This is a genomic window from Sphingopyxis sp., assembly GCF_016793825.1.
GTDB lineage: Bacteria > Pseudomonadota > Alphaproteobacteria > Sphingomonadales > Sphingomonadaceae > Sphingopyxis.
Window position 1 is genome coordinate 527,957 of record NZ_JAEULM010000044.1, and the last position, 17,967, is coordinate 545,923.

The 17,967-nt window shown below is 62.5% G+C and carries 15 protein-coding genes; 2 read left to right on the plus strand and 13 right to left on the minus strand.

Going from position 1 to position 17,967, the window contains the following annotated elements; genetic code table 11:
• Window positions 1–19 precede the first annotated feature (19 nt).
• The 3 genes from JNM03_RS15425 to JNM03_RS15435 form a co-directional block, all read right to left on the minus strand.
• The gene (locus JNM03_RS15425; protein ID WP_294037884.1) at window positions 20–508 is read right to left on the minus strand and encodes a DUF3237 domain-containing protein; all 489 of its coding nucleotides are present in this window, start codon (window positions 506–508) and stop codon (window positions 20–22) included.
• Window positions 501–1,586, minus strand: a complete 1,086-nt coding sequence (locus tag JNM03_RS15430) for a nitronate monooxygenase family protein (protein ID WP_294037988.1) — start codon at window positions 1,584–1,586, stop codon at window positions 501–503. Before JNM03_RS15430 ends, JNM03_RS15425 begins: the two co-directional genes overlap by 8 nt.
• 262 nt (window positions 1,587–1,848) lie before the next feature.
• Window positions 1,849–2,736, minus strand: a complete 888-nt coding sequence (locus JNM03_RS15435; RefSeq protein ID WP_294037885.1) for a PhzF family phenazine biosynthesis protein — start codon at window positions 2,734–2,736, stop codon at window positions 1,849–1,851.
• A 59-nt stretch (window positions 2,737–2,795) separates the two neighbouring features.
• Between JNM03_RS15435 and JNM03_RS15440 the strand changes: the two genes are divergently transcribed.
• A complete protein-coding gene (locus JNM03_RS15440) occupies window positions 2,796–3,095 on the plus strand; it encodes a helix-turn-helix transcriptional regulator (protein ID WP_294037887.1) in 300 nt (99 codons plus the stop codon).
• 254 nt (window positions 3,096–3,349) lie between these two features.
• On the opposite strand, the gene JNM03_RS15445 is transcribed toward JNM03_RS15440, so the two are convergent.
• The 10 genes from JNM03_RS15445 to JNM03_RS15490 all read right to left on the minus strand — a co-directional run bounded on the left by JNM03_RS15445 (window position 3,350) and on the right by JNM03_RS15490 (window position 14,914).
• The gene (locus tag JNM03_RS15445) at window positions 3,350–4,177 is read right to left on the minus strand and encodes a P1 family peptidase (protein ID WP_294037889.1); all 828 of its coding nucleotides are present in this window, start codon (window positions 4,175–4,177) and stop codon (window positions 3,350–3,352) included.
• A 709-nt stretch (window positions 4,178–4,886) separates the two neighbouring features.
• The gene (locus JNM03_RS15450) at window positions 4,887–5,234 is read right to left on the minus strand and encodes a DUF3325 family protein (protein ID WP_294037891.1); all 348 of its coding nucleotides are present in this window, start codon (window positions 5,232–5,234) and stop codon (window positions 4,887–4,889) included.
• Window positions 5,231–6,829: a PepSY domain-containing protein gene (locus JNM03_RS15455; RefSeq protein ID WP_294037892.1), complete on the minus strand. Its 1,599-nt coding sequence runs from the start codon at window positions 6,827–6,829 to the stop codon at window positions 5,231–5,233. The genes JNM03_RS15450 and JNM03_RS15455 overlap by 4 nt, the downstream gene beginning before the upstream one ends.
• A 4-nt stretch (window positions 6,830–6,833) precedes the next feature.
• A complete protein-coding gene (locus JNM03_RS15460) occupies window positions 6,834–7,085 on the minus strand; it encodes a hypothetical protein (protein ID WP_294037894.1) in 252 nt (83 codons plus the stop codon).
• A gap of 32 nt (window positions 7,086–7,117) precedes the next feature.
• Window positions 7,118–8,602, minus strand: coding sequence for a tetratricopeptide repeat-containing sulfotransferase family protein (locus tag JNM03_RS15465; RefSeq protein ID WP_294037895.1), 1,485 nt, complete (start codon window positions 8,600–8,602; stop codon window positions 7,118–7,120).
• Between the two features lie 18 nt (window positions 8,603–8,620).
• Window positions 8,621–11,104, minus strand: a complete 2,484-nt coding sequence (locus tag JNM03_RS15470) for a TonB-dependent receptor (protein ID WP_294037896.1) — start codon at window positions 11,102–11,104, stop codon at window positions 8,621–8,623.
• Between the two features lie 137 nt (window positions 11,105–11,241).
• Window positions 11,242–12,246 carry a FecR domain-containing protein gene (locus JNM03_RS15475; RefSeq protein WP_367235953.1) on the minus strand — a complete coding sequence of 335 codons (1,005 nt, stop codon included), beginning with the start codon at window positions 12,244–12,246 and terminating at the stop codon, window positions 11,242–11,244.
• A gap of 66 nt (window positions 12,247–12,312) precedes the next feature.
• Window positions 12,313–12,816, minus strand: coding sequence for a sigma-70 family RNA polymerase sigma factor (locus tag JNM03_RS15480; protein WP_294037899.1), 504 nt, complete (start codon window positions 12,814–12,816; stop codon window positions 12,313–12,315).
• A 43-nt stretch (window positions 12,817–12,859) separates the two neighbouring features.
• Window positions 12,860–13,597 carry an energy transducer TonB gene (locus tag JNM03_RS15485; RefSeq protein WP_294037901.1) on the minus strand — a complete coding sequence of 246 codons (738 nt, stop codon included), beginning with the start codon at window positions 13,595–13,597 and terminating at the stop codon, window positions 12,860–12,862.
• Window positions 13,598–13,747: 150 nt separating this feature from the next.
• The gene (locus JNM03_RS15490) at window positions 13,748–14,914 is read right to left on the minus strand and encodes a CapA family protein (RefSeq protein WP_294037903.1); all 1,167 of its coding nucleotides are present in this window, start codon (window positions 14,912–14,914) and stop codon (window positions 13,748–13,750) included.
• A gap of 155 nt (window positions 14,915–15,069) precedes the next feature.
• Between JNM03_RS15490 and JNM03_RS15495 the strand changes: the two genes are divergently transcribed.
• Window positions 15,070–17,967: a TonB-dependent receptor gene (locus JNM03_RS15495; protein ID WP_294037905.1), complete on the plus strand. Its 2,898-nt coding sequence runs from the start codon at window positions 15,070–15,072 to the stop codon at window positions 17,965–17,967.

Consider the following 17,967-nt stretch of genomic DNA (forward strand, 5'->3'; position numbering starts at 1 on the left):
CGCCAGACCACGCCGCCGATTACAGGATTTCGAAGATGCTATAGATCGGGCCCGCAGGCCGCCGGTGGCCGATACCGACCGCGACAATCCGGTTGAGCCATTCGTAACGGGGATCGACGGTTGCGAAACGAGGCGACGTACGAAAATAATAGTCGGACGGTTCGACAGGCTCGCCGCGTGCGAGCCGCGCCATGACCGTTGGCGGGCCGACGCGGATGCCGGTATAATCCATTGCGATCACCGCGTCGTCGTCGGTGCGCAGCACGACCCGCGCGTCAAGCAAAAGAGCGCCATCCGCGCGCAATATCTGCCAGTCGGTCCCGCCTGAAAACACCTCGCCCGACAGACGCTCGCCCCTGAAGTGCCCAGCACCAATATCGCCGACCCGCCGGTCGATGCCCGCAGGGCCGCCGATCAAGTGCGTCCGATCGACCCCGATCTCCATCACGAACAGCGGGCGCGTCCTCGGCGGGCCAAGCGCGGTAAAGGCCGTGTCCAGATCACCCAAGACCATTCTCCGCTGCCATCGCCTGCGCTATCTCCGCCGCGAGTACAGCGACCAGATCGGCAGTGGACATCGCACGCGCCATCGGCGCACCCTGCCCTGCCCATTGCGCTCCGAACCCATAATCGCCACGCGCCTTAGCTGCCGCATGCAGCGATTTCCCCAGGTCATAGGCGATCGGATAGGCGGGAATGTCGCCCGACGGGGTTTCGGCATCGAGCGCCGCAAAGCGGTTGCCGAGGATGCGTGCCGGCCGGCCCGACACCGCGCGGACCATCGAGGTAATCCGCGCTGCGTCGCTGGCGAGTGCGGTACGATAACCCGCGTCGGCGAGGCTTTCATCGCTCACGACAAACGCCGTTCCAAGTTGGGCCGCCGATGCACCGCTCTTCAGCGCCGCGACGATCGCTGCGCCATCCATGAGCCCGCCCGCGGCGATAATGGGCAGATCGATCGCGCCGACAAGGCGGCGCGTCAGTTCCAGCGTACCAAGCCGATCGTCGGGGCCATCGGGATCGAATATCCCGCGGTGCCCTCCCGCCTCCCATCCCTGCGCGACGATCGCATCGATCCCTGCGGCGACGATCCGCTCGGCTTCTGCGAGGCTGGTCGCCGAAGCGAGGAGGACAATTCCGGCCGCGCGCAGGGCGCTGATCGCATCGGCATCCGGCAGGCCGAAATGGAAACTGACAACCGCCGGCCGCGCGTCGATCAGCATCCGCAACATGGCGTCATCGGTCACAAAGCTATGGTAGATTTCGCGCAGCGACTCGGGAGGCAACGCGCCGAATTCGACAAACAGCGGACGAAAGGTTTCGATCCAGCGGCGTTCGACTACCTCGTCGGCGACGGCCGGGCGGTGGCAAAAAAGATTGACGTTGAACGGTGCGCTCGTCCGCGCCCGCACGTCGGCAATCATGCCACGGGCGCCAGTCGCATCCGTAGCGCCGACGCCGATCGATCCCAACGCCCCCGCTTCGCTCGCCGCCGCCGCCATGGCGGGCGACGACACCCCTGCCATTGGCGCCTGGATGATCGGCAAACGAATGCCGAGCAACGAGAGCAGGTCGCGGGCAGGCATCGTCATTCCCCTTGTTCGCAATGCCGACCGGACAGCAGGCCCCGATCCTATATGATAGCCGCGACGGCGGAAGAACAGGTTTCCTCAGGGTGCGGCGGAGACAGGATTTGAATCATTCTTCAGAAAAATGGATTGCTCTTCGTTTCCATCGGTTATCTTCCATCAGCGCTCCCGAAAGGCCTTAATAATGCCGGCCGGAACAGTCCCTGAAATCAGGCGTGGAATGCGCGACCTCTGCTCATACTGTCATCAACGGGTCTTCTTACAGGCTGATATGACCTTGCAAGACAGGAACACATGACCCGCTCAAAGTCGCCATTATTCCATCTGCGGTGCGATAGGCCTCAACGCGCAATTGGCTTGGCCGCCCCATTTCGACACCCTGATGAATAGCGAAATTGGCCCTCTCGGTTTCCGGCTCCAGTGAAAGAAGAAAACAGGCAAGGGGCACATTTGCGCTACCGGTTGCCGGGTCTTCCCATGTCCCCGCCAGTGGTGCGAACATGCGTGCGCTTAACGTTCGCCCCTCTCTTGAATAGACATGAACCGGGAAACACCCTGCCATCTCGGGATGAGCCGCCGCGGCAGCGCGAAAGGCCTCAAGGTTGGGCATGCAGCGCCGCAGGGCATCATGTGAGAGTTCGGCTATGGCATATGGAGTGCCGCTTGAAACGAAGATCGGCGGATGGCTTGCCATCATCACATCTTGCGGTTTCAGACTCAATAGGCGGCCGATCAGTTCGGGCTCAAATGTATCACCAATCTTGAGCGGCTGGGGAGCCGCGATCGTGACCGACGTCAGCTGTCCATCGCTTTGCCGGTCGATCCTTACGTCGATGATGCCCGCCGGTATTTCGAATTTCGCATGGCTCAGTTCGGGCTGTTGACTGGCAAGTGCGAAAGCTGTCCCCACCATCGGATGACCTGCAAAAGCCATCTCGGCAGTGCAGTTGAAAATGCGGATACGCGCGGTGTTCGCTGGATTGGCTGGTGGCAGCACGAACGTGGTTTCACTCAGATTGAATTCCGATGCGACGGCCTGCATCGTCGCGGTGTCCAGATTTTCGCCGCCCATGACGACGGCTAGCGGATTTCCGCCAAAGCGCTCGTCGGTAAACACATCAACTGTGGTGAATGGATATGTCATCATTCTTCGCCTCCGATTCCCCCGTGATTGACATATATTTCGTTGATTGGCAAACTAACGATATGACTGACGCCGAACTGTTCCGCGCACTGGGCAATGATCGCCGACTGCAAATCCTGACCTGGCTCAAGGAGCCTACGGCGCACTTTCCGCCGCAGCGGGACGGCGATCTCGTTGAGGATGGCGTCTGCGGTCAACTGATCGCGGAAAAGCTGGGCATCAACGCATCGACACTGAGTGAGCATATGCGGGTGCTGCAAGGCAGCGACTTGGTGACGGCCAAGAAAATCAAGCAGTGGACCTTCTATCGCCGCAATTCCGAGCGGTTGCGCGCAATAGCGTCGATCGTCGATGGCCTCTGACAAGGCGGAAAACGGGATCGTCGTTCAGGGCAAGACAAGGCCAAGAACTGGCCGATTGCTTCTCCACTTACCGGAAATGCATGATCTCTGGCCGCGCGGATTGCGCACGATGGCATCTCCCCGACCTCCGCGAATTCAAAAACCGATAGCGGCTTTCGCGGGCGGACCGCGGGTTCGCTTGCCTCACGGCACCGTTTTCACCATCATTCTCGCCGCAACCATCGTCTGCTGGCTGCGATCCATGAGTCTTGACCCTATTGACGATATCCGTGTTCGGCGAGGATAGCGCGAACGCGCTCGATCGGCAGCGCCGGTACGTAGAAACGATTGGCGCCTTCCATCGCCTCGGCGGCGACCATGGCGTTAACGATGGCTTCCTCGGTGGCGTCGATCACGGCTTCGAACATCGGCGTCAGGTTGAGATTCGGAAAATGATCGATGGCTTGAGGAGCGCCCACCTCGCTCACATTGCCATTTGCCGTCGACAACGCCAGGAAAATATCGCCCGACAAGGACGCGCCCACACCGCCAAGATGACCGATGCCGAGCGCCGGGCGCTTGGCAATACGTTTGAGCTGGTGTGGCAAGAGGGGGGCGTCGGTCACCACGATGACGATGATCGACCCGTCCCCAGCTTCGTTCGGCGCCTGTTGTAGCGTATCATTGTAGGTGCCGAGCCAACGTGCGTACAGGCCGGCATGTTCCGGCGGGATCAGATCGGGGTCGAGTGGGCGGGGCATTTCGTCCTGCAGGCGCTCGCCGACCTTGATCCCTCCAATCCGCAACGAATGTCGGGTGCCGAAATTGCTCTGAACCAGCACGCCGACGGTATAGCCCCCTTGTTCGGCGGGCAGCACGCGCGAAGCGGTGCCCGTGCCCGCCTTATATTCGAACGTCATCATGCCGGTACCGCCGCCGACGCTGCCTTCGGCAATCGGGCCGCCCCGCGCGCCGTCGAGCGCCGCAAAGACATGGTCCGGCCGGATATGACCGCCGTCGATGTCATTGAGCAGCCCGTCGAACGTCTCCGCGACAATCGGCGTCAGGAAAACCGCATCGTTGCCACGCCGGCGGTTCTCCAAGGCGCCGCGAGTTTCGATCGTGCACAAAGCTGCAAGCACATCGCGCGGCGTGATGCTGCGAATAGGGCTGCCGCCCAGTAAGGGCATGTCAGGCACGCGATCAAGCGTGCGGCGTGCGCCGGACTGAGCGTATGTTTCGGGTTCTCGCGCCAAACCAACATCACTACCTCGAACGCCCGCCTCACCGCCTGGTGGCTTAGTTCGACCCGCGGATCCTTGTAACAGGTACCGTGCGCGCCGCCTTTCCTCGCGCGTCCGCTATCGACACGCGGGGATCAGAGCCAAACGATGATGTATTTTCATTGCCTTCATGTCGATATTGGAACCGCTACAACTTGGATCCGCCGGGCTGGATCGAGAGGTAGAGCCCGCCGCCGTAAGATATTTTATAGAGCTTCAGGCAGGGTTCGGCTTGTCGAATAGTTGCTTCACTCAATAGCACCTGGTCACACTCCTTTGTTGGAGAGTCCGGGTGCGCCAAAGAGATCGAGATCGTTTCGCAAGCAGAGGTGCGAATGATGAATAGCCAAATCTGCCGTTAGCCACCCTCTCGGTGTAAACGAGATGCTCTACGATAGCGTCAATGGCCGAAAGCAGTACGGCCGTTCTCAGCACTTCGCGCGTCGAAAGCGGCCATGAACGATATTGGCTGCGACCGGCCAGCGGACGATCTCGATATGCGTCGTCACGCGCCTGCGTCCGTGTCGATCTATCTGGGTGAGCACGCCCTGAGAAATCGCGCAAGTCGTCGATAGAAGCCGGTTATCGGGCGAAGGAGAACGGCCCGATAGCTGAGGCTCATCGCGACGAGGAAAGCGGACAGGGCGAAGAGGAGCGGCCAGGCCAGCGCGGCGAAACCTGGACCATCACGGATCGCGCACGGCAGCAGGGCCGCGAACAGCGCCAACCATCCAGCGCGCCGCGTTATGGCCATATCGGTCGCGCCGAGCGGCTCGCCGACGACCGCGAGCCAGTTGCGCGGCAAACTGAGGGCAAGCGATGCACAACCGAGAAATGCAAGAAACGCCGCGGCAACGAGCAGGAGCCATTCGCTCATACAGCTTGCCCGGCGGCAATGTCCGACTCCTCTCGCGGGCGAGCCGGATCTGTGACGGCACCCTGCCCGCTCCGGCCTAATCGCCGGGCGGCAAGGACTGCGAAAGCCGCTCCTCCAAGTAGCAGCGCGTCCATCGCGGCAACGGGCCAGATTGCGCCGTCGATGGCCGCGACCGGATGCATGCCCGTCGTCAGCCAGTTGAGCAGAACCGCAGCGCCCGCACCGACTGCGATGAAGATACTCTGGTCCCGCCAGGCCTTTTTGCGCCTCAGTGCGGCATGCGCGAAGGTCATGAACCAAGTGCCAAAGAATATTCCGATCTCGATCTCATGCCTCGGCACATCTGTGAAGCCGATAACCTTTGGAAGCAGCCGGTTTGCGATCAGGAACGCGCATGTTGCAACAATGATACCGGTAATCGAGCCGATGCTGATCGCGCGCACGACCCGCACACTGGCCGGATCCATGCGCCCCTTCGAAAGGCGCGCCTCGATCCAGAAGAGCAGGCCCGAGCCGATCATGGCGCATCCCGAAAGTCCCGCAAGGAAATAAAGCCAGCGGAGCGGCCAATGGTCGAACTGGATCCAGTGCAGTCCTTCGATCCAGTTATTGACATAGTTGACAGGCTGCGGCGCAAAACGGCCGATGATATCGCCCGACCGCAGATCGAACGTCAGCTGGTCCGGGCCGATTGCGACGCGCCGATCTGGGAAATAGCGCTCGATCATAACATAGGCGTTGGCGTCTTTCGGGTTGAAGATAGCGATCCACTCGGCCGAACTCGACGCTCTCCCTTCCTCCGATCGCCAGATGGCCTCGGCGCGGTCGCGGTACCGATCGATCGCGGCGATTGCTCCTCCCGGAACGCCAGCCGGCTCGATCTTACGCTCCTCATAGCCGAGCTGGTCGGTGCGGAGCTGCTTAAGATCGCCCTGATAGGGGACCCCCATCGACCAGGGCAGATAAGTGGTCGCGAGGATGAGCAGGCCGCTGAACGGAATGAGGAAATGAAAGGGCAGCGCGATCACCCCAGTCAGATTATGGAAATCGAGGACCGCCCGCCGCGCCCTCTTCTTTGGTCGAAAGGTGAAAAATTCCTGGAAGATCTTGCGGTGGATGAAGATGCCCGAGATGATCAGGATCATCATGCCGAGCGCCGCGAGCCCAACGACATAATAGCCGATGCCGTCCGGCAGGTGCAGCATGAAGTGGAAACGGAAAAAGAATTCGCCCGCATCGCTATCGGTCGGCTTGATTAGCTTACCGTTGTGCGGATCGATCAGTTCCTCATGCGACTCCCCCGCTGCATCGTCGTAGAAAAGGCGAATGACGCTCTGCCGGTCTCGCGGCGGGCCGATCCAGATCACCGAATCCGGACCGGTATCGAACGTCGCAACGCGCTGTAGTACCAGACTGTCGAGCGAGACATTGTCCGCCGACGCGATCCGCAGTTCGGGCTTCATCCACTGGTCGATTTCCTTGTCGAACACGGTCAGCGTCCCGGTCCAGAAGACCGCGAAGAGCACCGCCGACAGGGCGATGCCGAGCCAGGTGTGGAGCCAGCCCATCGACTGCCGGAAGCGCTCGGAGATCATCGACTCACGCCCCTCCCGCCAGCATCGGAGCGAGCAGGATCATCGTGAGCGCTGCAACGACAATGACCAGTGCCGTCCGCAATGGCCGCACGCTCGACGCGACCCATATTATGATGACGAGATAGGCCGGCAAACCCAGTATCGCGCCGAGCGTTGCGGCTTCGACGCGCTCCATCCCCCAATGCGGAAGGCCCGCACCGATCATCGCGACCAGACCGGCGGTGAAGGCGTATCCGCCGATGAGGGCAACCGCCAACCGACCGGATCGCGCAAGGGTAGTCTCGCCGCTCAAATCCCCGCCTCCGCGGCCTCGATCAACGGAGCGAGGTGGCGCTCATACTGCCGCCAGCGCGCCTTCGAACTCTGGTAGATCGGCTGGCGTACCTGCCAGCGGCTGGGAGTCTGCACCGCGCGGTCGTTCTCGTGAAACTGCAGGACGCGCTCGTCCCATGGTAGCTCGACGAAGGCGAGAAGCTGCCGCGCCCGTCCCTCCAGATCTGCGACTGTGTCCTCATAGGAAACGTCCAGAATCTGAAGCCCGCTCACCCGCCGCCAATGCTCCATCAGCCGCCGATAGCCGCGCCAGTAATATGCAATATCGCCAAGGTCGGTCGACCAGCTCTGCTGCGCGTTGAAATTCTGGGTGAAGATCGAAAAGCCGCAGTCCCTGATATCGCGTGTGCAGTGGATGATCCGCGCATGCGGAAGCGCCACCGCGACCAGCCCGAGGTGCCAGAAGTTCAGCGGTTGCTTGTCGACGATCCGCAGCGCAGTGCCGGGCGCCCGTTTGCCAACCTCGGCACCATAGTCGCGGCCCACCGCATCGAAATGCTCGCGCGTCAGCAAGGGCGCGCAGTGTGGCCACGGTGGGTCGTCCGTCCCGCGACGGTCGGGCGTGCCCGTGGCGAGATCAGTCAGGACGCTTAGTTCGCCCGCGCCAAAACATTGCGGATGCGAGGCGATAATCTGCTCGGTGAGCGTCGTCCCCGAACGCGGCAGGCCGACAATGAACACCGGACGGTCCGAAGGGTCGCCCCACCCCTTTCGCTCTTCGAAAAATCTTTCGGAGAAGATATCGATCATCGCATCGACGCGGCGGTCGAATGCGGCCCGATCGAACGCCCCGGCCTGCACGCGCCGTGCCTCGTTGGCGACTTGATAGGCCGCAAAGGCGGCATCGTAGGACTTTCGCTGATCGAGCGCCTTGCCGAATCCATAGCCCAGCAAGGCCCGCGCCCGCTGATCGTCACCGTTCAACTCGGTCGTCGCCCTTTCAATTTCGGCGGACACATCGACATGCCGTCCAAGGCCCAAGAGATTGGCTAGCGCCTCATGCGTGCCGGGATCGCTCTCTAGCGCCACACGATAGGATTGTGCGGCGGATTCCGGTTCGCCGATATCCTCGAACAATTGCCCCAGTCCGAAATGGGCCGCGGCCGAACCCGGATCCTGCGCCAGCACCGTGCGATATTCGCTCAGCGCATCGTCGACATAGCCCAGGCTCTTGTGCGCGTTCGCCAAGTGCAGCCGCGCGACAAGATTATCGGGGCTGGCGACCACCGCCTGCCGAAGACATTCGCGCGCATCCTCGAACTGGCTGTTCGCTTCGAGTAGCTGCGCGAGGCCCATCCAGGGCGCCGCATTCCTGGGATTGAGCCGGATCGATTGACGATAGGCTCCGAGCGCACCGGCAAAATCGCCGGCGCGCCGTAGTTCATTGCCCTTGTCGAACCAATCCCTGGCCGACGGCACCGAAGAGGCCTCGATCGTCATGCGTCCTGCCTAGGCCATCTAGAAACGTCCGCGAAGCGTGAACACGAAGGTCCGCGGCGCACCGAAGGTGTGCGAACCGGTCAGGCGCCCGACGAAGGCGCCCGAGCTTTCCTGATAGAGCTTGTCCGTGACATTCTGGACGTTGAGCGAGGCCGTCAGCTTTTCGCTGAACGGATAGGAGACGACGAGGTCGGCAACCGTGTAATCGGCGAAGGAAATGCCGGGCACATTCGAGTTGCGCTTGCCGACATAGCGCGCGCCGCCGCCGAACTTCAGCCCGGCGAGCACGCCGTCCTGGACCGTATAGGTCATGAAGCTGCTGGCCGTATCCTTCGGGAAGGTGTTCGTCGTGACTTCGTCCTGCCCGGCTTCGAGAATGTCGATGTCGGTGTGGCCATAGTTGAGGTTGATGTTGAGGCCGGCGACGGGAGACCAGTCGCCGCTGAACTCGAGACCGCGGGCACGCAGCTTCCCGATCGTCACGCTGAAGAACTCGTCGACCGTGTTCGTCGGGTCGCTGACCGCAACGCCCTGCCGCATGGTCTGGAAGAAGGCAGTCGCGAACTTCAGACGATTGCCGAACAGATCGCCCTTGGCGCCGATCTCATAGCCCTTCGACAACTCCGGCCCGACCACCGAATTGTCGCGCCGCGTGCCGGCCTGCGGCGTGAAGGCCTCCGCATAGCTCGCATAGAGATTGAACCCTTCGGACAATTTGAAGGTCGAACCGAAACGGAAGGTCGTCTTGGTTCCCTTGAGGCCCGACGCAAAGGCGGTGCCGCGGCGATAAGTGATGAAGGACTGGTCGAGATCGTCGTAGCGCACCCCGCCGACCAGCGTGAGCCACTCGGTCGGCCGGATCGCCGCTTCGGCGAAGACCGAATAGAGCTTGCCGTTGGATTCCATCTGCGGCGACAGCGGCCCGAAATTGGTGAGACCGAGCCGCGGCGTGTCGATGTCGTCTAGATCGAAAGGCCCGATCATCGGCGTCGGCGAGAACTGCCGCTCGAAACTGTCCTTGTTGTAGGCCGCGCCGACGACGATGTCCTGCCGCTGGCCGCCCATCTCGAAATCATAGGCAAGCTGGGCGTCAAGGAAGGTACTGCGGGTCTTGGTCGCGCCTGCGTAGGAGTAGGAATAGACGATCGGATTGTTGAGGCCGATCCCCGGCCCACCGTCGTCATAGTTGTAATTATAGAGGCCGCTGGTGTTCTGATAGTCGAAGTCGGTCGACTGATGGCTGCCGCGCAGCGTCAGCTTCAGATTGTCGAGAAATTCGTGGCGGAACTCGCCGTCGACATAGACGTCCTCGGCAATCCCCTCGCCGTTCGCGAGCCCAGTGAAGGTGCTGGTATCGAAATTGTCGGGAATCGATCCATCCGAGAAGAGCGGGAAGCCCTTGTTGGGATTGATCTTGTGCCGGACGTAGGAGGCACTCGTCTTGAGCGCTGTCGCCTCACCCAGCTGGAAGACGAGAACGGGCCGGATCGCGATGGTCTGGCGCTTGGTTTCCTTGGCGTCATACTGGAAATCGCGCGCCGCCCCGCTGATCCGGAGCTGCACGGCATCGGTCCCGAGTATCGAGCCGGCATTGAGGTCGAATTCCGCCCCGATAGAGCCGAAATGATCGACGCGCAGCTCGAACGCCGCGAAGGGATCGCTTTCCGGAAGCTTGGTAACCGTATTGATGATGCCGCCGCTCGACACCGGGCCGAGCGAGATCGAGGCCGGTCCACGCAGAACTTCGTATCGATCGACGAAGCTGTCGTCGCGCGCGCCCGAACCGCGGAACGCATTCTCCTTGCGGTTGTCGACGAGAACCGGCGCCTCGAAGCCGCGTGCCAGAAACACAGGCGAGCCGACATTCTGAAGGTCGGACACGATCGTGATGTTCGGCAAGGTGGTTAGAATGTCGATCGGACGCGCGAAGTTGCGCTCGTCCATCAGCTCGCGATCGGTGACATTCAGCGTGAACGGTAATTCGATCGGCGCGATCGGAATGCGATCGATCAGCGACTGCTGGAACTGTGCGGTGACGATGATCGTGTCCACCTCACCCGCCCGCTGGCGACGTTCCAGATCCTCGCGCTCTGCCGCGCTCACCTGCCCGTCCGTTCCCGCGACGGCACCGCGCACATCGACCTGCGAAAGCGTCATCGTGCCCGTGGTAGCCGGCGCGATCGTCACGAGGTTCGATCCGGCATTCCGCGCGACAAGGCCCGTCCCGGACAATAGCCGCGACAGCACCTCCGATTGCGTCATGCGGCCGCGCACGGCTTCGCTGCGAAGGTCGCCGGCAAGAGAGGCCTCATAAGAAAGCTGGACGCCGCTCTGTGCGGCAAAGCGGTTCAGCGCTTCGGCCAGCGAACCCGCCGGAATGTCATAGGGCCGCTCGATCTCGGCCGACTGGGCGAATACCGGTGCGGCAAGGCCGCCCGCCCCCAGGATCGTGGTTCCCAAAAGCGACGCCGAAAGCAGCGCGCGAGCCGAAACTTGAAGCATGAACAGGTCCCCCAGACATAAGCATAAAGGGAGCGCAATCGCGCTTGTTGCGACGCACTCTCAATAACTAAGTCGGAGGAAGGTCCGATATGACGCCTACCCTCGCGAAAAAATTTCGCGGAAGCGCCCGGCGCCGATCAGCGACTGAGGACGATCACCCGGTCGGAGAGCCGCAATGATCTCAAATTCAATGTCTTTTCGAGCGCGTCGATAGCCTCAAGCGGATGATCGAGATCGTAGACGCCGCTAACGCGGATAGCAGCGGCATCACCACGAACCGTCCAATAGCCTCGCCGCTGGCGCCCGATCTCAGCCACGACCTCGCCGAGCGGACGATCCACGACGATGAGCCGCCCTTGCCTCCAGGCGGTCGCCGCGGCGACATCGGCGCGGGCCGGGACGCTCACGCGGTCAGCACCGAAGCTCGCGGCCTCTCCCTCCTTCACGACGGCTGTGCGCCCCGCTTCGGTCCGCACGCGAACATCATGCTCGGTCACCGCCAATTCAGCCGCATCGTCCCGCTCGCGTATCCCGAACGCGGTGCCGAGCGCGGTTACCGAACCGACGCCGGTCTCGACCGTAAAAGGTCGGGATTGATCAGGCGCTATGTCGAAATAGGCTGAGCCTTCGAGAAGACGAAGTATCCGCCGCCGCCCGCTGTCGTCGTATGCAATTGCCGAGCGACCATCGAGCGTCACGACCGAGCCATCGGAAAGATTAACCAACAGCCTTTCCCCGGCACCTGTCGCATAGTCTGCGCGCAGCCAGATAGAAAACGCCCCGACTTGGGTGAGCGCCAGCACCGCGAGGCTTGCAGCGATCGCGACCGCGGTGCGTCGGCGCCGCATGATCGGCCAAGGTCGGCCATTGCTCGCGGGATGGCACCGGGCGTGGGGCGCTGGCAGCGCGGGCATCCGAGCACCAGTTTGCTGGTACCGGAGCCAGACCGAACGATGGCGCCGATAGGCGGCCTCGTGGACGGGATCAGCGATCCATCTATCGAATGCGGCCTGTTCGGCCGTGCTCAGCCCGTGCCCGTCGTGCTTGACCACCCAAACCGCTGCCTGAGCATCCATACCGCCAACAAGATCATCCTCACTCGACATCGCGCGCCTCGTCGCTCCGCCCCGATGGGCGAGCATCCTTCCACCCTCTCATTCCCTTAGTCGGAGTGGAATTGGAATTGACGCCTAGCGGCAAAAAAATTCTCAGGGATGATCGTCGGCGAGGAAGCGCGCGCACAGCATCAGCGCGTGCGCAAGTTGCTTGTCGATCTGCTTCTGCCCGATCCCCAGACGCTCGGCAATCTCCGCTTTCTCGAGCATTTCGACATGACGCATCGCAAAGACTTCGCGGCAGCGTGGCGGAAGCGTCTGGGTCGCGGCATGAAGCCGCGCGAGCTCATCGCGTCCCACGACATACGCCTCGGCGGAAGGCGCGTCGTCAGCAATTCGCTCAGCGTCAGCATCATGAACGAGCCAGCTCGACCATCGGTACTGCTGCCGCATGGCATCGGCAGCGAGGTTTCGGGCAATACCGAAGAGATAGCGCGGAACATTCTCGACACGCCCTGCCTTGATCGCGGGCATGGCCTGCGCCCATGTTTCCTGGACGATATCGGCAGGCTCGATCGGCGGACGCACTCGTCGCTCGACGCTGGCCAGCAGGCCGGCGCGGTGCTGCGCGAACAGCGAAAGGGCATCAACGGTCATTGCTCGAACACCGGCGGCATGATCAGGAACCGGATCGGCATCGTCACTTCGAGCTGATCCGGAAGCTCGGGGGGATCGGCGGGAACGGCGCGGAGCGGTGCACCATATCGAGGGTCGCGCGGTCGAGAGCCTTGCTGCCCGTGCTGGCGATGATCGACACCTCCGCCAGGCGGCCAATGCGTTCGATCGTGAAACGGATGGTGCCATTGCCTTCGAAGCCGGCGAGCAAGGCGCCGCGCGGGTAACGGCGCTGGGCACTGATCCGGGCAAGGACCGCGCGCTGATAGCTGTGTGTCACAGCGCCTAGCGGATCCGGCTCGGCGCTGTCCGGAGGAAGCACTTGTACCCGAAGCGGTTCGGAGACTTCGATCGGGCGCTGCGCCTGCGGTTCGGCGGCTGGGAGCGAAATTTCGACCGTTTTCGGCAATGGCGTTGCAACGACTGACATCTCGCGGTCGGGCCGCGCCGTCGATCGATCGACCGAATTGGGCAGCAAGGTAACAACGATGGTGTCGTCAGGTGGGTAGGATGTCGTCGGCCCAGTCCAACTGTGGATCGCGATCGCGACGATCCCGAGGAGGATCGCCACCGAGACCGCTGTCGCAATCAGGCGCCCCGGCCAGAGCACCGGACGATAGTGAGATGGCAGCCTGTCTTCGAGAGCAACGATCGAACCTGCGATCTTTTGACTTCGCCTTTCGACACGATCAACGCCCGCCGCCGCTCTTCCGTCGAGGCAGACTACCGTCGGTTCAGCGAAGGCGAGCGCAGTAGAACGCATGATCTCTGCCATAACAGTTTGCGAACGACTCGCAATAAAGTTCTCATTGTCAACACTTGAGGCTCACCGAAACGGCAGAGCCGTCCGCCAGCCGGACCTTTCAGTGCAAACCTCATGACGGAGTAACGGTGCTCGGCCGCTTGCGGCCTGTCAGCTTTGCGGTGAATTCGGAGAAATGCTGATCGACGTGGCGCCTCGACGGCGCCGCCTGTCCGCTCCGAATCGAACGGAGGAACCGAGCGCTGCATTGAGGCGGGCAAGACGGTCGAGAACCTCGTCCGCCGAGGAACCGGTTGCGAGCCGCGGACTCCCTCTCACACGACGCCCCTTATATTCGATCCCGCCGGCGTCGAGCTGAACCGGGATCAAAGACGTGTTCGTGACGCGGCCGCCGACGACGTCGAGTTGTGCAATCACCGACTGCCATGCCTCCGGTCCATAGGCACCATCGGCTTTTTCCGACTGGAAGATGAAGGACGAGAGACCGTGGAAGAGCGGTGCGCCACGATAATATTCAATGCCCTGCAGTTCGGGAACGCCGTGCGCGACAAAGGTCGCGGCGCCGGCATCGATCGCGCGGCGCGCCAGGTCGCGTTGCCATGCCGGCGTATCCGACTTGCGCGCTTCCCAATAATGGCTGTGCAGATAGGCAATGACTGTCGCCCCGCTGCCCGCTGCAAGGCGGATAGCGGCGAGATAGCGCTCGACGTCGACCGCGACAAGCGCGCCGTCCGGTCCGCGCCGCAGTTCGTTGACCCCCGGCCTTGTGTCGGTGGCTGCTGCTCCGTCACGGATCGCCCCCGCAGCCGCCGAGACGAGCGCAATGCGTTCGCGAGCCTGTAGAAATCCGGGGCTGCTCGCGGCGGCGAGGTCGCGGCCGGTGCCGGCATAAGCGAGCTTGCGGGTCTCGAGAGCGTCGATCGTCGACAGGATACCGCCGCTGTCCAGATCCCAGGCATGATTGTTCGAGGTCGCGACAATATTGACCCCGATCGCCTGCAAGCAGTCGATGACCTCCGGATGGCCGACGTGCAGCACCTCGCTGTCCGAAGGCCGCGTCGACTTCCCGGCCAGCGGGCCCGCGATCACCGTTTCCAGGTCGGTGAAGACCGCATCGCGCCCTTTCAGCAAACGCTGAAACCCGCTGAGCCCGTCCCAGCCGAGCGCACGCAGATCGGTCTTGATCAGCGATTGGCCAAGCAGGCTGATCCGCAGAGGCCGGCTGCCGGCCCCAACCAGAACCGGCAGAAAAACGACCGAAATTCCAGCACCGATCAGGTGTCTTCGGGTCGGCGCGGGCAAGCAGGCTGATGTCATAATCCCCCCTTCCTCTTGCCCCTTCCATACAGACTGCGCCGAAAGACGGGCAACATCATGCACTTTCGTTATGAGACTATCCACGACTGTCATAATGTTTTTCGATGGCACGCATCGCCCTAAGCCGGTGAGCGAATCACAATTTGGGGGGCAATATGACCATCGAATCCGCTCGTTTCGTCCGGCGCCGGCAGGGCGCCAAACTGGCCGCCGCGGCCGGCATCAGCCTTGCCGCGCTGGCATGGCCTTCTCTGGTTCAGGCGCAGGATGCGGAAGAAACGGCCGCCTCGGATGCCGACACCGGCGGCGACATCATCGTCACGGGCTCGCGCATCGGACGCAAGGATGCCGATTCGGTCGGACCGATTCTGACGGTCACCTCGGACGACATAACCAAGTCGGGCACCTCGTCGATCGGTGACCTGCTCCAGAAGCTCCCGTCCGCCGGTGTCAGCCTCAACTCGAACGGAACCCAAGGCACCTCCTACGGAGCGAGTTCGATCAACCTGCGCTACCTCGGCGGCGCCGAAGGCAGCGGAAACCGCGTCCTCGTCCTCGTCGACGGGCACCGCTGGGTCGACGGGGTCGGCCAGCGCGGCTTCCGCGACTTCGTCGATCTCAACACGATGCCGCAGGGCATGATCGACGGCATCGAGATCCTGAAGGACGGCGCCTCTGCCATCTATGGCGCCGACGCGATCGCCGGCGTCGTCAACATCAAGACCGTCCAGCCCTTCGACGGGCTACGCGGATCGGTACGCGCCGGGATCACCAGCCATGGCGATGGTGCCGAACTCGGCGGCAAGCTGACCGTCGGCAAGACCTGGGATCGCGCCTCGGTCATCCTGTCGGGCAGCTATTTCAAGTCTCGCCCGATCCGCACCGACGCGCGCGACCTGACGACGCTGACGCTCGTCCCGCAGACTGCGGTCGGCAACAATCCCAACGGGCTGTTCATCCTGCCGGGACTTGCGAACAACGCCTATTTCGGTACGCCCGCTGGCTTCGCCAGTTCGGCGAACCCGATCGTGCTCAACAATGGCGCGACGATCGGCACCGGCAATACCGCGGACAACGCCTTCCACGTCGGCGCGCTGCCAGGCGATTTCTACAACACGCAGGCTCAGGGCATCTACTCGGCGGGCCCGTCGGAGCGTTACGGCTTCTACGGCCGCTTCGATTATGAACTGACCGACGATGCGCGGATCAAGGTCGAGGGCGTCTATAACCGGCGCAAGTCGAACCAGCTCTTCTCGCCCGTCCTGCTCGACATCGGCGGTACGGCCGGAACGGTGCGCGGCTTTGCGATCCCGAACAATCAGATGTTCAACCCCTTCGGAACCGCGAACGGCGTGCCGGTCGCGAACGCGCTCGGCTTCGCCGCAAACAGCGCGTGGCGCATCCGCACGGTGATGGACGACGTCGGCAACCGCAACAATATTCAGGATGTCGAGACGCTCCGCTTTTCGGTCGGCGTCGACGGCAGCTTCATGATCGGCGGCGGCGAATGGCGCTGGGACGTCTTTGGATCCTATTCGAAGAACAGCATCCACACCGTTGCCGAGAACGGGATCAACTATGACAACCTGTTTCTCGGACTCGGGTCACCCGCGACCTGCGCCGCGACGGCTGGCTGCGTGCCGATCAACCTCTTCGCGCCGATGACCGAGGCACAGGCGGCCTACATCCGCTTCACCACGCGCGAGTACAACCGTACCGAACTCTACAACGCTGCGTTCAACGTCACCGGCAACCTGTTCGACCTGCCCGCGGGCCCGGTCGCGCTCGCGGTCGGCTATGAGTATCGCCAGAACCGCGGCTTCGATGCGCCCGATCCGATCGTGAACGCGCCGCCGACCTATCTCAATCCGGCACTTTATGCCAAGACGACCGGGCAGACGCGCACGCCGACGGTGGGCCAATATGATCTCCACGAGGCCTATGCCGAACTCAATGTCCCGATCTTCCGCGACCAGCCGTTCGCCGAGAGCCTCGAACTCAGCCTGGCGGGCCGCTATTCGGACTATTCGACCGTCGGCAACAAGGTCACGTTGAAGGCGGGCCTCGGCTATCGTCCGATCGAAGACATCCTGTTCCGCGGCACCTATTCGCAGGGCTTCCGCGCGCCATCGATCAACGAACTCTATCAGGGAGCTCGCCAGACGAGCTTCCAGGGCGTCGACCCATGCAACGGCGGCGCTTCGGCAAATCAGGGTCTGCCGGGCTGCGCCGGCGTGCCGACCGGCTACAATCAGGCCAATTTCAATCTCAACGGCCTGATCCCCGGCGTTATCAGCGGCAACGCAGGCCTCAAGCCCGAAACAGCCGACACCTACAGCGCCGGCGTCGCCATCTCGCCGAGCGGGATCCGCGGGCTGTCGCTGACGGTCGATTATTACAAGATCAAGATCAAGAACGCGATCGCTTCGCAGACGCCGACCCAGATCATGCAGCTTTGCGCCGTGCGCGGCGGCGTGTTCTGCGACCTTGTCAGCCGTGACGCCGGCACCGGCGCGATCCTGGAATTGCTGCAGGGCGCGCAGAATCTCAACTCGATCACCACCGATGGTGTCGACGCGACGCTGCGCTACGACTTCAATACCGGTATCGGCCGCATCTCTGCGGTGGTCGACGCCTCCTACCTCCACTCGTTCAAGACGACCGCGCCAAACCCCGCGGGCGGCGATCCGATCGTCGACGAACGGGCCGGCAAGGGCGATACGCCGCGCGCGACCTATCCGCACTGGAAGGGACAGACATCGCTCGGCTGGACCGGCGATACCGTCGATGCGACGCTGCGCGCCCGTTACATCGGCCCAACCACCGACGTCGTGAACACGGTGAAAAACGCCCGGACGCGTTCGATCATTTATACCGACTTCGAACTCGGCTTCAGCATCAACGACGACGCGGCGCGCTTCAGCCTCGGCATCAACAATCTGTTCGACAAGGCCCCGCCCGCTTCCTACGCCAATGCCCCGATCAACTATGACATCTACACCTATGACGCGCGTGGACGCTTCGTTTACGCCAGCTTCTCGGTAAAGATGTGA

What these genes read in the sequence shown, in the direction of transcription:
- JNM03_RS15490 (WP_294037903.1), bottom strand. Translation starts at nt 14,914, where the DNA reads ATGACATCAGCCTGCTTGCCCGCGCCGACCCGAAGACACCTGATCGGT.
- JNM03_RS15485 (WP_294037901.1), bottom strand. Translation starts at nt 13,597, where the DNA reads ATGCGTTCTACTGCGCTCGCCTTCGCTGAACCGACGGTAGTCTGCCTC.
- JNM03_RS15440 (WP_294037887.1), top strand. Translation starts at nt 2,796, where the DNA reads ATGACTGACGCCGAACTGTTCCGCGCACTGGGCAATGATCGCCGACTG.
- JNM03_RS15465 (WP_294037895.1), bottom strand. Translation starts at nt 8,602, where the DNA reads ATGACGATCGAGGCCTCTTCGGTGCCGTCGGCCAGGGATTGGTTCGAC.
- JNM03_RS15470 (WP_294037896.1), bottom strand. Translation starts at nt 11,104, where the DNA reads ATGCTTCAAGTTTCGGCTCGCGCGCTGCTTTCGGCGTCGCTTTTGGGA.
- JNM03_RS15495 (WP_294037905.1), top strand. Translation starts at nt 15,070, where the DNA reads ATGACCATCGAATCCGCTCGTTTCGTCCGGCGCCGGCAGGGCGCCAAA.
- JNM03_RS15480 (WP_294037899.1), bottom strand. Translation starts at nt 12,816, where the DNA reads ATGACCGTTGATGCCCTTTCGCTGTTCGCGCAGCACCGCGCCGGCCTG.
- JNM03_RS15430 (WP_294037988.1), bottom strand. Translation starts at nt 1,586, where the DNA reads ATGCCTGCCCGCGACCTGCTCTCGTTGCTCGGCATTCGTTTGCCGATC.
- JNM03_RS15435 (WP_294037885.1), bottom strand. Translation starts at nt 2,736, where the DNA reads ATGATGACATATCCATTCACCACAGTTGATGTGTTTACCGACGAGCGC.
- JNM03_RS15455 (WP_294037892.1), bottom strand. Translation starts at nt 6,829, where the DNA reads ATGATCTCCGAGCGCTTCCGGCAGTCGATGGGCTGGCTCCACACCTGG.
- JNM03_RS15475 (WP_367235953.1), bottom strand. Translation starts at nt 12,246, where the DNA reads ATGCTCGCCCATCGGGGCGGAGCGACGAGGCGCGCGATGTCGAGTGAG.
- JNM03_RS15450 (WP_294037891.1), bottom strand. Translation starts at nt 5,234, where the DNA reads ATGAGCGAATGGCTCCTGCTCGTTGCCGCGGCGTTTCTTGCATTTCTC.